Below are 13,255 nucleotides of genomic sequence, written 5' to 3'. Positions count from 1 at the left end.
TGATGCATTACGATCAGAAAAGCGAACTAATGTCACTGTCCATGCTATTCAGTGACATTCAGCATCAATTATTGCTGCCTGCCATGAGTGTTAGCGCTGTTTAAAGTGCTGACAATAGGAATTGCTCAATATCTGATGACTTTGCAGGTGTCTGGAACGATTTCGACGGGAGGGCTGTTTATGGTAGAAGTCAAGAAACTCCTGGCCAAAGCTCTGGATGAGAACTGTTATGTGATAGAAGAAGAGGAAGTGCTAACAATTGTAGACCCCGGTTATGGTCTCTCAGAAGAGTTTACCAAACTTGTGAGCGACAAGCAAGTACGCATTCTTCTAACTCACGGTCATGCCGATCACACACACGATGCCGATCAGATTGCCGCAAGCGCGATTATTATACATGAATTGGACAGACCATTACTACTAGATCCAAATAAAAGCCTTCTCACCTTTTTCGGAAAAACCCGTCTTCTTATAGAAGAAGGCATGATTGTAACTCCCGAGATTCTTCACAGACCCTGGAAGTGTCTTCACACTCCCGGACATACAAAGGGTTCCTGCTGCTTCATGTACGGAGAGAGATACCTTTTTTCTGGCGATACAGTCTTCTCGAATTCGGTTGGAAGAACTGATTTACCAGACGGCGATGGAATAGAGATGGAGAGGAGTCTTAGAAAGCTCAAGCAGTTCTTCATTGAAAGACCTAATTTGATAGTGCTTCCAGGCCACGGACCGGAAACGACGGCTCAAAGTATTCTTAGGGAGAACCCCTTTTTCACGTAGGAATCTCCTTCTTGAAGTTCCTTGATTTCAGCTCCTGAAGCTTCTTGTTCTGTCTGTTCCAGTACTTTCTATTGAAGAAGCCTGCTTCTACCTCTTCTTCCTCTAGAAGCGAGGTCATTTTTCTCGCAATATTCCTGCTCTTATCGAATGCCTGCTCCGAGAGATCATCTGCTTTCATTTTCCCGGCAGTCAACAACAGATCCTGTTCAAACTGAAGGCAGTACTCTCTCCACAACTCTTTTGCCTTTGAGTCTCGTAGAATGGCTAGCCGGATGAATTTCTCCCAGCTCCCCCAGTAGTTGATCCCGTCTTCCGGTTCGTCAAATGGAAGGCTTGATTCGTAGCTATCAAACCATACTGGCTTGAACACAGATAGACAGGGGACACTACTATTAGTTATCCATATTTCTGGCTTCTCTCCCAGAACAACTACCATCGAAGAAGTAGTCTGACTGCTGACTAATGAGGCACCGGCGTGCATACAAATATTTCGCATTGAACCGAGGTGTTTGCTATTTTCGTGATCTCTAAGAATCTCAAAGCTTCTTTCGATACTTACTTCTCCCTCTTCCAGAAGCTCTTGCATTCTTCTAAGTCTTGTTCCTGCGCCCGAGAATTTCCTAATTAGTTTCTTTTCGTATGATTCAGCAAAGCTAAACGCTTTCCCGGGCTTATGCCATCCGTGATTTTCTGCGTTTCGAATGACCTGAGGATGACCATCATCAAAGTCGTCTCCAAGAGTCAGACAGTTTGATATCGCGGCAGATCCTTTCACCTTCTTCGAAACCCAATAGCTATCGGAGGTTTCCAGAACCCACGCATTTTCTCTATCTGCTATCAGAAAAGAGTTGTGATAATATAGATATTTGGTGAAACCTCCGTTAGCTCCCTGACCGTAATCTTCAATCAACTCAACAATCGTTTTGACAGCATGTTCGGCACTTTCCGATCTCTCCAACGCAATCCTCAATATGTCCATACCCAGGAGACCGTCTCTCCGGACCGTCTCCTTCGTGAAAACCGCTTCATTTCCTATAACAACTCCCTTGTCATTGACTCCCATTTCGCCACCCCACATCCACGATGGCTTCGAAATGAGGATCGCGTTAGTCTCGCTAACCTGGCTGACTCTCTGCGTTGTTGTGAACAAATCCGTTCCATTACCTGATAAACGAGGAAAGAAATGGATCGATTGCGGTTCATTTGGCTCACGGTCGCTGTTCTTTCCGAAAATCGTTCTGCCATCTGCTGTAGAACTACCAAGAACTACAAAGGAATCACACATGATCTCACTTCTTATGGACTCTTCAGAAGATATCTCAACTGCCCAAAATACTCATGAAGAGCAGAAAGATTTGCATCGAGCGCCCGCTGGTTAGGAAGAAAATCTACGTAGCTGAGTTTTGTGTGGTCATACATGTAATCCGTTGGAAAAGGCGTAACACGTAGAGAGAACTTCTCAAACGAACTTACCGCCCTTTTCATATGAACGGCAGAAGTCACGAGAATTACACTGCTCCAGTTGAACTGACTGCAGATATCTGCCGTATAATTCGCATTTTCCCAGGTTGTCTGAGCTCTAGGCTCGACAATCACCCTGGCAGATGCGACACCTCGATCAAGAAGCCAATCCCTCATTAGCTCGGCAACAGTAGACGTTGATCGACCGGGCATGAATGATCCTGTCACAATTATCGGCAACTTTGTCTGAAGATGTAGAGTATATGCCTTCGATAACCGCGCTACGGTGTGATTGTCGAGCACCTGACCTTCAGGAGAAATGACTATCCCACTGCTTAGTACCACTATTGCCTGACCGTTCACGGCACGAGGAGCAGTGTATGCCCTCTCTAAAGGCTGAAGATAAAGGTAAGTACCAAGACCAGTTGAAAGTAGATACGCAAAGGAACACAGAACAATAACAACAATTCCTATTACCTTTGTCCGTCTTTCTTCGCCCTTTCTGATCAAGATAACTGCAATTATTAGAAAGATGAGTATGAAAAGTCCTGGCGGTGTCAATATTGCCGAAGCGAATTTTTCAAGATACAGCAATGCCGTCACCTTCTTTCGCTCTTTCCTCCAAGTGCAGCCATTATACCTTGAAGATTGTCAGTTATTATTATGTCGGCTTCACCCTTGATCTTCAAAAGTAGTCCAGGATCGTTTAGAGTCCAAAGCGCAACTTTTATTCCTCTGCTTCTGACAAAGTCGATGAGACTCACTCCCAGCTCAAAACCAATCTCATCAAACAGCTGAACCGGAAGATTAAATGAAAATGGTTTGTACTCCATGAGTTCTTCAAAATACTTGGCAGGATTCTTTCCCCTTGCTTCTTCACCGATAAGAAGCCCAATATTCGCCTGAATATCACATTCCTTAACTCTTCGCATACAATCGTGATGGAAGGAAGAGAAGAGAGTTCTTTCCATCGCATTGAAGCTTTTCACCAACGGAACAACTACATCAGCGGCCCGGGGATCCTTGATCTCAACATTTATATAGGCCGTTTCGGGAAGCTCAAGATAAACTTCTTCGAGCGTGGTAAGGCCTTCTGGATTGACGAGATTCATCTTCTTCAAGTTCTTGAAAGTCGTCTCTCCGACTACAACGTCTGCCCCGAATGTTCTCTTCAGATCGGGATCGTGATTCACTACAAGCACCCCATCGCTGGTAATTTGAACATCAAGTTCTACACCATCTGCTCCAATCTCAACTGCCTTGATTAAAGAAAGGAGGGAATTTTCCCCATCCCCTATACCCATGCCCCTGTGTCCTAGAATTATAGGTCTGGAATCCATAAGAACCTCCGTTTCCTGCAAATGACTTTCATCAATGCAAATCAACTTGACTTACATCTGAAACCCCGTTTCTCGCTCCTCAATTCCGGCAACTGCACATATTCACAATTATAGCAGCATACTTTGCCTGTTCATGAGTATACGTGAATATGCTGATTTTCTTCAGGAGAAGAAAAGGAATTATACTTGTAATAGACATTATATGGAGGCGATACCTTGGAGAGAATTACTGAGCATCCATTGCTTTCGTTTGAGCGCAGCGAGAAGATCACTTTCTTTTTCGAAGGGAGAGAGCTTTTGGCGTATTTGGGTGAGTCCATTGCGGCTGCTCTACATGCAAATGGTATAAGAAATCTGCGATACAGCCCCAAGAAAAACCGCCCTCAAGGGCTTTTCTGCGCAATAGGAAAGTGTTCTTCCTGCTTAATGGAAGTAGATGGAAAACCAAATGTTCGCACTTGCATAACTCCGGTGAGACCCGGAATGAAAGTTAGAAGGCAGTCAGGCAAGGGTGAGATCATTGAATAATCTCGATCTTCTTGTTGTAGGCGGTGGACCGGCCGGATTGTCTGGCGCATTAGAAGCAGCGAGAAGCGGTCTGTCGGTACTGCTGGTAGATGAAGCGGTTTCCACTGGAGGACAGCTCATCAAGCAGACACACAAGTTCTTTGGCAATGAGGGTTTCTTTGCGTCAGTTAGGGGATATGAGATAGCCGATAGATTGAACGAAGAGCTGAACTCATTCGAGAATGCCAGAATACTGACGGAGCACTCTGTCATCGCAATCTATCCCGACGGTGTCCCAGTAGTAGATATGAAAAGGGACACGACTGAAGTGTTAATGCCTAAGAAGATACTTCTAGCATCGGGCGCATCAGAGAAATTCCTGCAGTTCGAGAACAATGATCTACCAGGTGTATACGGAGCCGGTGCCGTCCAGACTCTCATGAACCAGTTCGGTATTCTTCCCGGCACGAATGTTCTGATGATCGGGTCGGGAAATATCGGCCTTATTGTCTCTTACCAGCTTATGCAGGCCGGTGCAGAGGTAAAAGCAATAATCGAGGCTTCTGACAAAATCGGGGGCTATCAGGTGCATGCCGACAAAGTGAAACGACTGGGTATCCCAGTAAATCTAAGGCACACAATCTCAAGAGCCATCGGAAAGGATTCAGTCAAAGGAGCTGTGGTTTCTGAGCTTGACGAGAGATGGAGACCGATTCCGGGAACAGAAAGAGAGTTCGTGGTCGATACCATATGCATCGCAGTGGGATTATCCCCATCGATAGAACTAGCTGCCCAAGCTGGTTGCGTGATTGAATACATACAGGAGTTAGGAGGTTATGTCCCTCTGAGAAATGATGACATGAGAACCTCAATACCCGACCTGTTCGTGGCTGGTGATGTTTCGGGAATAGAAGAGGCAACAACGGCAATGATAGAAGGAAGAATTGCTGGACTTACAATCGTTGAAGACTTAACTGGCAGATGTGATCAGGAACGGCTGAACTACTTGAAGGAAACATTAAGGAAGTTCCGCAGTGGTCCTTCTTCATCAAAGACGAGGTCCGGTATAAGAAAACTCGGAGGGAAAGTTGAGGAGGCTTCTTTCAGTGAAAGAATTGAATGTGACTTCGATAGCTACAAAGGAAAGTTGCGACCCATAATCGAGTGCTTTGAGCCGATCCCCTGTAATCCTTGCGAAACGAGTTGTCCGGTTGGAGCGATAAGAGTTGGAGAGAACATCAACTCTATTCCCACAATAGACTATTCCAGGTGTACTGGTTGTAGCATTTGCGCCACTAAGTGCCCAGGTCTTGCGATTTTTATGTTCAGAGAGAACAAAGACGGAACCTCATCGATCGGTATCCCCTACGAGTTTCTTCCCCTGCCCGTAAAGGGTCAGTATGTAAGTGCATTGGGAAGGAATGGGGAAGTGATATGTACGGCAGAGGTGGAAAGAGTAGCAAGGTCTCCAAACAAAACAAATCTTGTCTACATCATTGTTCCTTCGGAAGTTGCACAAGGAGTTAGAAACATTTTCGTGCCTTCACAAGAGGCAGAAACCATTGTATGCCGTTGTGAAGAAGTCACAGTAGATCAGATAAGAAAAGCGATAAAAGATGGGTATAAGGATTTCGAAGAACTGCGCAGGTACTTGAGAATAAGTATGGGACCCTGCGGAGGTAGGACGTGCAGACTAAATACTTTGATGATTCTGTCAAGGGAGACGGGAGTGCCTGTTGAAGAGCTTGCTCCAGGGATATTCAGACCACCTTCTATGCCTGTAAGCTTCAAAGCAATAGCTGAAACTGGGGTTGATGATAGTGAAGAGTAGGTACAAAGTTGTTGTTATCGGCGGAGGTGTAATCGGAACTGCAGTTGCCTTCTATCTTGCAAAAAATGGTGTGAGCGATGTTGTTGTTCTTGAAAAAGACTATCTTTCTTCAGGTTCTACTGGTCGGTGTGGCGGAGGCATAAGACAGCAATGGTCTGAGAGAATGAATGTGAGACTGGCAATGCGGAGTGTTGAGCATTTTAAGAGATTCGAAAGCGAAGTGGGGTTCGATATCGAATACTTTCAGGGAGGTTATCTTCTTCTGGCCTACACAGAAGAAGAGGTTTTGCTTTTCGAAAGAAACACCAAGATGCAACAGGAAGAGAATCTTGATGTTGAGCTCCTGTCAAAAAACGAAGCATCTTCGAAGTTCTCGTTTATCGACATGTCAGGTGTTAGAGCCGCCGCTTACTGTTCAAGTGATGGTCACGCAAATCCTCACCTGACAACGTTTGCATATGCTAGGGCCGCTGAGAGAATGGGGGTTGAGATCTTAACTCATACATCTGCAGAAAATATCATTACCGAAGATGGAAGAATTGTGGCTGTGCAAACAAGCAAAGGTAAGATCGAAACAGAAGTTGTCGTTAACGCTGCCGGCGGATACTCCCATGAGGTGGGGGCGATGGCTGGAGTTGAGCTTCCTACTGAGTCCTATAGACACCAGATCTTCGTAACGGAGCCTCTAGAGCATATTATGGATCCGCTGGTCATAAGTTTCGAGAATAACTTCTACATAAGACAGACAAAGGCGGGAAACTTCATCATGGGGCAGGGTGACAAGGACGAACTCCCTGGACATAATGTTACCCCAACTTGGAAGTTCCTAAGAGAAATGACCGAGAAGATGCCTAAATTCTTTCCATTCCTACGCGACGTTAGAGTATTGAGACACTGGGCAGGTCTCTATAACATGTCTCCCGATGCTCAACCCATCATCGATCGCGCCGTCGATATTGATAACTTCTACTATGCAATTGGGTTCTCCGGTCACGGATTCATGTTAGCACCGGCTGTTGGAGAGGCTGTCGCCGAATGGATAGTACATGGAGAACCGAGAAGCGTTGACATTTCAAACCTGAGCCTAAATAGATTCCAGGAAGGCTTTACAATAGAAAAAAACGTAGTATAGGAGGTTACGAAGATGTTTGAAGCGACAGATTTCCAGATAATCCCGCCTTTTGCAAACGAGCCTTATATCAATCCCGACGATCCCGACGTAAGATCCTTAATGAATCATGCTTTTGAGAAGATCCGATCTCAAGGTAAGGATTATGATCTGTTCATCGGAGGCAAATACTATTCGACCGACAAGAAAATCATCTCAACAAATCCAGCAAATCCAAATGAAGTCGTCGGGAGGGTTTCAAAAGCCAACAAGGACTTTGTGGACAAGGCAATGGAAACCGCTTATCAAGCATTCAAAACATGGAGCAGGCTGCCGGCTTCAGAAAGGGTCAAGCCTTTCCTAAGAGCTGCACGCATTATGAGGGAAAGACGGTTCGAACTTGATGCAACTATGATTCTCGAAGTTGGTAAGAGTTGGATAGAAGCAGACGCCGATCTTGCAGAAGCGATAGACTTTCTTGAATTCTACTCTAGAGAAGCCCTCAGATACGCGAGTCCTCAGCCACTTGTTCAGATTCCAGGCGAACTAAATGAACTGATATATATCCCGTTAGGAGTTGGGGCAATCATTCCTCCCTGGAATTTCCCTGGGGCGATTATGGCTGGTATGACAACAGCGGCCGCAGTTTCGGGAAACTGTGTACTACTGAAACCCGCATCGGACTCACCGGTGATAGCTGCTAAATTTGTTGAAATACTTAAGGAAGCGGGACTTCCAGATGGGGTAGTCAACTTTGTGCCAGGTTCGGGAAGTGAAATCGGCGATTATCTGGTAGAGCATCCGCTTACAAGGTTCATCTCGTTCACGGGTTCGAAAGAAGTTGGATTGAGAATTAACGAACTGGCGGCAAAGCATAACAATGGGCAGATATGGGTGAAGAGAGTGGTTCTGGAAATGGGAGGCAAAGACTGTGTGGTCATTGATGAAACGGCCGATATTTGTGCAGCTTCATCTGGAGCTGTAGCTAGTGCGTTTGGCTTTCAAGGGCAGAAATGTTCCGCCGGATCAAGGATTATCGTGGTCGAGGATGTCTATGACGAGATAGTTCGATTAGTGAAGGAGAAAACCGAGGCTCTAACCGTCGGAGATACAACTGATCCTAGCAACTACATCGGCCCCGTCATCAACGAAGGCGCAGTGGCCAAGATTCTGAGCTACATTGATGTTGGGAAGAGAGAAGGCAAATTGATAACCGGAGGTAACTCTCTCCAAAGAGAAGGATATTTCATAGAGCCTACAGTGTTTGCCGACGTGTCGCCTGATGCAGTGATTGCACAAGAAGAGATCTTCGGACCGGTAACAGCGATTATCAGAGCACACGATTTTGATCACGCAATCGAGATTGCCAACGGTACGGAGTACGGACTAACCGGGGCGCTTTACAGCAAGGATAGGAAGAGAATCGAGAGAGCTAAGGCAGAGATTCACGTTGGAAATCTATACTTTAACAGGAAGTGTACTGGAGCACTTGTAGGCGTTCAACCGTTCGGTGGATTCAATATGTCTGGTACAGATTCCAAAGCAGGTGGAAGAGATTATTTGCTGCTTTTCCTCCAGGGAAAATCGATTAGCGAAAAAATCCTCTAGTATGCAAGAAGGCCCTTTGCGGGCCCTTCTTGCATTATCAATTTCGCTCCACAACTCTCTTGACCCAAACTGTTCCGCTGAGATGGATGGTTGCCGTTGAAGTTGAAGTGGCGGCATATTTGTAGATTGCCACCCAATGGATATCTTATGCCATCCCACCAGTGATAATCTCGAGAAGTATTTCCAGAGCCTTGGAATCTCTCGATTCAATTTCGAAATAGTTTTCTCCCGGATTAATCACATTAAATAGCCTGTGATCTGCTATGACAGACGGGTTGTCTAAAAACCTCGGCAGATCTTTGTTTTCTTGGCTCTCTGAACACGTAAAAGTCGATGTTTATTGAGTCTTGTGGGTGAGGGTTTTGGAGAGCCCATTCAACTCGCGCCATGACTTCAAGACCAACAACTGCGAAATTGTCAGGAAGATCCAACTGCGTCTGCTTTCTGGCCTCGCAAACCCTTGGAGCTTATTCCATTCTCTTGTGCAATCTCTTCAAGTGTCTTGTCTGTCTCTGCAAACTCCTTAGCTAATCTAAGTTTGAACTCAGGATCATAACTCTTGCCTCTCGGATGCTTCATCCATATTCACCCCTTCTTAGTCTACTATTCCTAACTTACTTGTCCAATTCCCCTGGGGGGTGAATACGCAAATGATCTCGTCCAACTAAGGAACTGTCTCGGTTCCGAAGGCAAAGCTCGAAAACGCAACGGAACTCCCGCGAAGTTCAAAATCAATGGCTTCTTTTATCCCTTCAACGATCGGAATAGATACTGGAAACAAGTACAAGCATGAACTCGCGAACATGATCACGAAAGATCAAGAGAGTAACAAGAGTGCTTTCTTCAGTATTTATAACGCCTCCCTTCTCATTTTCCATTTATTGAGACTAGAATCTTAATCGATTATCGCCATTACTTCTTTCACAACATCGTCGGTCAATCTTTCCTTCAAATCTAGGGCTTTGAGGTTTTCTCTAAGCTGTTCAACCCTACTAACTCCAAGGATAATTGAACTAACGTTTTCATTCTTGAGGATCCAGGCAAGTGCCAGCTGAGCGAGTCCCGTCCCGAGCTTCTCTGCGACATCTGCCAGTTTGGCAACCTTTCTTAGATTTTCTTCAGAGAATATTCTGTTCTCTTCAAGGTGCTTTTTCAAACCGGGGAACTTGGCTAACCTACTGTTTTCCGGAATACCACTGTTGTACTTCCCCGTAAGAAGACCACTGGCAAGAGGGCTCCAAACAGTAAGACCAAGACCGTACTGTTTGTAGATAGACTGATACTCCGATTCAACCCTTTCTCTCACAAACATGTTGTACTGCGGCTGCTCAACAACAGGAGGAATGGCATTCAACTTCTCGGCAGCTTTGTGGGCTTCTTCCAGCTCTTTAGAACTCCATTCAGATGTCCCCCAGTAGAAGGCAAGACCGTTTCTGACAATGTAATCCATTCCAAGGACTACTTCCTCCATCGGAGTCTCGGGATCCGGTCTGTGAGCATATAGTATATCAACATAATTAAGCTGGAGTCGTTTGAGAGAATTCCAGGTCCCCTCAAGAAGGTGCTTTCTTGAGAGTCCCTTCTGATTTGGTTTGCTTCCTCCCCAGAAGATCTTCGTGGAAACGACAACTTCCTCTCTTTTGAACTCCTTCAGGATCTCGCCCATCATTGATTCGGCCATACCGCTGGCGTATGCCTCAGCGGTATCAAAGAAGTTAATTCCCGCTTTATATGCCTCTCTCATGGTTTCTCTTGCGTTATCGATATCTAGTTGCGCTCCAAAAGTAAGCCATGATCCGAGACTCAGCTCACTAATAAGAAGACCACTTCTTCCAACTTTGCGATATTCCATAACTTGTCGAACCTCCTTCTCAATGCCGATATAGATTGTTTTAATTATATCATTGTATTCTTTGAAACAGATCATGTGAAGGGGGAAACGACAATCGGTTAGCAAAAAGCTTTTGAGAACACGAGAGCGTGGTTTGATGTCAAAAAGCAGGACGATAAGGGCCGGAGCAAGGTTTGTTTTGCAGCCAGAACGGCCAGTCAAACTGCGTATGGTAAGCCTCTGGTTGCCCGTCCACCGCTTCTTTCATGCACTCGGCAAATCCCTGATCTCATCAACAGTATCTGGACTTCGATTTCTACATATGAATAGGATCAACGTTTGGCGACTTTTTATCATCGACAGAAAGAGTATTGGAGTGAACCCGTTACACACAACTCAGTTGTTGAATGGATTTTCTTTCTTCTCTGATAAACTTGGAGTGAGATAAGAAGAGGAGGTGTTGCATATGTTGGAGAGAACGGATGGGGTATCCGGCATAGAAGGTATCACTTATCAAACTTTGAGCGGTCTCAGCTATTGGGCTGGATTTGTCGGTATATGGACTATAGTAGGTGCCGTTCTTGGGATTATTGGGTCTATCGTAGGTATGGTGGCAAACCCCTTCTCGATTTTCGGTGCTATAAGCGCAGTAGTTGCTTTGATTATGGGGCTGAAACTTAGGAGTTCGAAGAAGGAATTAGACTCGTTTGTCCAATCAAAGGCGTCAATCAACTTGGAAATTGCGCTTGACAGCCTTAGACATTACTTCAGAATTCAGGGAATACTAATAATCCTAGCCCTTGTATTCATAGTTATAACAATAGTTTCCATGGCTGCTATGGGTAGTCTAATGGCAAATTACATGAATAGCTTCTGAAATAGCCAAACTTTGGAGGTGACTAGTTGTTCGTTCTGAATATAGTACTTTTCGCAATAATAGCTATACTCGTTCTCCTTTTCTTCCAGTCGAGAAAGAAGACGAGTTTCAAATCGGAATCGATAATCCATAAGGTAGAGAGAATCTCTGAGTTGAGCACTGCCAAGATGACTACCTTGCTGATTTTCGAACCCGAGAGAGGAAGTCTCGTTCCAGGAACGGTCCAACGATTCATCTTCATCGTTCCATTCCAGGTACGTGGTTATCTCGATCTGAGGAGATTAAGGGAAGATTCCATAGAGGTCCATGAAGGTGAAGCAAGAAGAATAAAACTCACCCTTCCTGCTCCCAAACTCGAAGTGACGATACCTCAGAGTAAGATTCCAGACATCAAAGTAATCAATCAAAGCGGAGTACTCGTAAGAATCTTTGGTAACAGGGATATGCTTAAGACATTTCAGTCATACAGTAAGGAGATTGAGAAACAGGCACTTCAGAGTGCATATGAGATGGGGGTTGAAGAGACTTCAAAAGAAAGCGCGAGAAACTTCTTTCATGGGCTCTTTCTTGGAATGGGATTCGATGAGGTAGTTGTTCTTTTTGAGCAAGATCAGGTGCCTGACGCACAACCTTCATCTGAAACGATCAGAAGTGAAAGAAAAGGTTGAGCTTACAGAAGCTGACGTCCACGAAATGAAAACATTTAGGTCAATCAATACAACGAACTCAGGTTTCGATTAGATAGAAAGGGGGATGTTTATGAAGAGATGGATGGTCTACGTTCTAGTTGTTGCTGGTGTGGCTGCAATAATACTTATTATTACGCTTCCCGGAGTCCTAAACAAGGAGCCGCAGATAGAATTACCTGTGCAGGTGGTCAACCAGGGTGAAAAGCTCTCTGTGAATCTGAAGCAATTTGTCAGTGATGAAAAAGTTGACGAGGTTGCTCTTGAACTGATAGATGGGCCCGGTGTTTTGTCTGGCTTTTCTTACACTTTTGAACCAGGGTTTTCGTACGCTGGGGAGATCGCTGTCAGGATTCGCGCAACGGATGAACAAGGAAAGAGCTCTGAAGATGAAATGCTTGTTAATGTGATAAGGGTGAATCGACCTCCCGAAATCGATACATCTCCTGTTGTAGTGAATGAAGGAGAGACGCTTTCTATAGACCTGAATTCAATTGCCGTTGATCCAGATGGAGACAACCTGGAATTCTCGGTTGAGGGGCCGGGCGAGCTGGAAGGAAGTATCTACACCTATTCCCCAGGCTACAACGATGCCGGTAATGGCGTCTTGAGAGTAATTGCCAGAGATACTCACGGTAATGAGACAGCTCGCGACATTCCACTCGAAATCATTGATGTCAATGCTCCACCAGTAGTAATGCAAATCAAGAATCAAGTAGTCAACGAGGGAGAACGTATATCGGTGGATATTGCCTCTGCTGTCGTCGACGTAGATGGAGATGAAATCTTCTTCAGTATAGAACAAGGTCCTGGACTACTTGAAGATGGTTTATTCGTATATGAGCCTTCTTTTGCAGATGCTGGAACGAAGAGCGTGATTATCAGGGTAGAAGACAGTTACGGGAACGAAGCCTTTTCAAGCTTCGAGGTCGAAGTCAAAGACTTTAACCGTCCCCCAAAGCTTCTCTTAAGTGACATCGTCTTGAACGAGGGCGATACAGTGGAAATTGACTTCGTCGAAAGGGTTATCGATCCCGATGGAGACGAGGTAAGCTTTGCTATCGAAGGACCGGGAGAAATTGTCGATGGCAAGTACAAGTACACTCCTCGTTTCGGCGAAGCTGGCGAGGAATCTGTTACAGTATTCCTGGAAGACGAGAAGGGTGGAACAAGTACTGCAGCTTTTAGAATAAGAGTGAACGAAGTCAACAGACCGCCAACAGTAT

Annotated in this window: 13 protein-coding genes; 8 read left to right on the top strand and 5 right to left on the bottom strand. The window is 45.2% G+C overall.

Going from position 1 to position 13,255, the window contains the following annotated elements:
• Window positions 1-180 precede the first annotated feature (180 nt).
• Complete coding sequence (locus RJ60_RS10955) at window positions 181-780, top strand: MBL fold metallo-hydrolase (RefSeq protein WP_258006284.1); 600 nt, start codon at window positions 181-183, stop codon at window positions 778-780.
• Here the strand turns inward: RJ60_RS10955 and RJ60_RS10950 are convergent.
• Genes RJ60_RS10950 through RJ60_RS10940 form a run of 3 tightly spaced genes read right to left on the bottom strand, consistent with a single transcriptional unit; the run spans window position 773 to window position 3,581 of the window.
• On the bottom strand, window positions 773-2,065 hold the full coding sequence (locus RJ60_RS10950) for a carcinine hydrolase/isopenicillin-N N-acyltransferase family protein (RefSeq protein ID WP_099829989.1): 1,293 nt from the start codon (window positions 2,063-2,065) through the stop codon (window positions 773-775). The genes RJ60_RS10955 and RJ60_RS10950 overlap by 8 nt on opposite strands.
• Before the next feature lie 11 nt (window positions 2,066-2,076).
• A complete protein-coding gene (locus RJ60_RS10945; protein WP_099829988.1) occupies window positions 2,077-2,844 on the bottom strand; it encodes a YdcF family protein in 768 nt (255 codons plus the stop codon).
• Window positions 2,841-3,581, bottom strand: coding sequence for a glycerophosphodiester phosphodiesterase family protein (locus RJ60_RS10940; protein ID WP_099829987.1), 741 nt, complete (start codon window positions 3,579-3,581; stop codon window positions 2,841-2,843). Before RJ60_RS10940 ends, RJ60_RS10945 begins: the two co-directional genes overlap by 4 nt.
• Before the next feature lie 216 nt (window positions 3,582-3,797).
• Here RJ60_RS10940 and RJ60_RS10935 point away from each other — a divergent pair, with 216 nt between their 5' ends.
• From RJ60_RS10935 to pruA, 4 genes are read left to right on the top strand one after another with little or no spacing between them, the layout of a single operon-like run.
• Window positions 3,798-4,109: a (2Fe-2S)-binding protein gene (locus tag RJ60_RS10935; RefSeq protein WP_099829986.1), complete on the top strand. Its 312-nt coding sequence runs from the start codon at window positions 3,798-3,800 to the stop codon at window positions 4,107-4,109.
• Entirely contained in the window at window positions 4,102-5,919 is a 1,818-nt protein-coding gene (locus RJ60_RS10930; protein WP_099829985.1) for an FAD-dependent oxidoreductase, read from the top strand. Before RJ60_RS10935 ends, RJ60_RS10930 begins: the two co-directional genes overlap by 8 nt.
• Window positions 5,903-7,051 (top strand): FAD-binding oxidoreductase, encoded by a 1,149-nt coding sequence (locus RJ60_RS10925; RefSeq protein ID WP_099829984.1) that lies wholly within the window; start codon window positions 5,903-5,905, stop codon window positions 7,049-7,051. The genes RJ60_RS10930 and RJ60_RS10925 overlap by 17 nt, the downstream gene beginning before the upstream one ends.
• A gap of 12 nt (window positions 7,052-7,063) precedes the next feature.
• Window positions 7,064-8,635, top strand: coding sequence for an L-glutamate gamma-semialdehyde dehydrogenase (pruA, locus tag RJ60_RS10920; RefSeq protein ID WP_099829983.1), 1,572 nt, complete (start codon window positions 7,064-7,066; stop codon window positions 8,633-8,635).
• A 417-nt stretch (window positions 8,636-9,052) separates the two neighbouring features.
• On the opposite strand, the gene RJ60_RS15460 is transcribed toward pruA, so the two are convergent.
• A complete protein-coding gene (locus RJ60_RS15460) occupies window positions 9,053-9,214 on the bottom strand; it encodes a transposase (protein ID WP_108702527.1) in 162 nt (53 codons plus the stop codon).
• Between the two features lie 316 nt (window positions 9,215-9,530).
• Complete coding sequence (locus RJ60_RS10915; RefSeq protein ID WP_099829982.1) at window positions 9,531-10,487, bottom strand: aldo/keto reductase; 957 nt, start codon at window positions 10,485-10,487, stop codon at window positions 9,531-9,533.
• A gap of 445 nt (window positions 10,488-10,932) precedes the next feature.
• Here RJ60_RS10915 and RJ60_RS10910 point away from each other — a divergent pair, with 445 nt between their 5' ends.
• The 3 genes from RJ60_RS10910 to RJ60_RS10900 form a co-directional block, all read left to right on the top strand.
• On the top strand, window positions 10,933-11,343 hold the full coding sequence (locus RJ60_RS10910) for a DUF5362 family protein (RefSeq protein ID WP_099829981.1): 411 nt from the start codon (window positions 10,933-10,935) through the stop codon (window positions 11,341-11,343).
• Between the two features lie 26 nt (window positions 11,344-11,369).
• Entirely contained in the window at window positions 11,370-12,011 is a 642-nt protein-coding gene (locus RJ60_RS10905) for a DUF4230 domain-containing protein (RefSeq protein WP_099829980.1), read from the top strand.
• 91 nt (window positions 12,012-12,102) lie between these two features.
• A partial coding sequence (locus RJ60_RS10900; protein WP_374704113.1) for an Ig-like domain-containing protein occupies window positions 12,103-13,255 on the top strand: 1,153 nt, incomplete at its 3' end.

It is taken from the genome of Mesotoga sp. B105.6.4 (assembly GCF_002896535.1).
Classification (GTDB): Bacteria; Thermotogota; Thermotogae; order Petrotogales; family Kosmotogaceae; genus Mesotoga.
This window is presented reverse-complemented; position numbering and strand designations above follow the sequence as displayed.

Bases quoted from the DNA above. Each gene is read 5' to 3' on its own strand.
- RJ60_RS10955 (WP_258006284.1), top strand. From the start codon at position 181: ATGGTAGAAGTCAAGAAACTCCTGGCCAAAGCTCTGGATGAGAACTGT.
- RJ60_RS10950 (WP_099829989.1), bottom strand. From the start codon at position 2,065: ATGTGTGATTCCTTTGTAGTTCTTGGTAGTTCTACAGCAGATGGCAGA.
- RJ60_RS10940 (WP_099829987.1), bottom strand. From the start codon at position 3,581: ATGGATTCCAGACCTATAATTCTAGGACACAGGGGCATGGGTATAGGG.
- RJ60_RS10925 (WP_099829984.1), top strand. From the start codon at position 5,903: ATGATAGTGAAGAGTAGGTACAAAGTTGTTGTTATCGGCGGAGGTGTA.
- pruA (WP_099829983.1), top strand. From the start codon at position 7,064: ATGTTTGAAGCGACAGATTTCCAGATAATCCCGCCTTTTGCAAACGAG.
- RJ60_RS15460 (WP_108702527.1), bottom strand. From the start codon at position 9,214: ATGAAGCATCCGAGAGGCAAGAGTTATGATCCTGAGTTCAAACTTAGA.
- RJ60_RS10915 (WP_099829982.1), bottom strand. From the start codon at position 10,487: ATGGAATATCGCAAAGTTGGAAGAAGTGGTCTTCTTATTAGTGAGCTG.
- RJ60_RS10910 (WP_099829981.1), top strand. From the start codon at position 10,933: ATGTTGGAGAGAACGGATGGGGTATCCGGCATAGAAGGTATCACTTAT.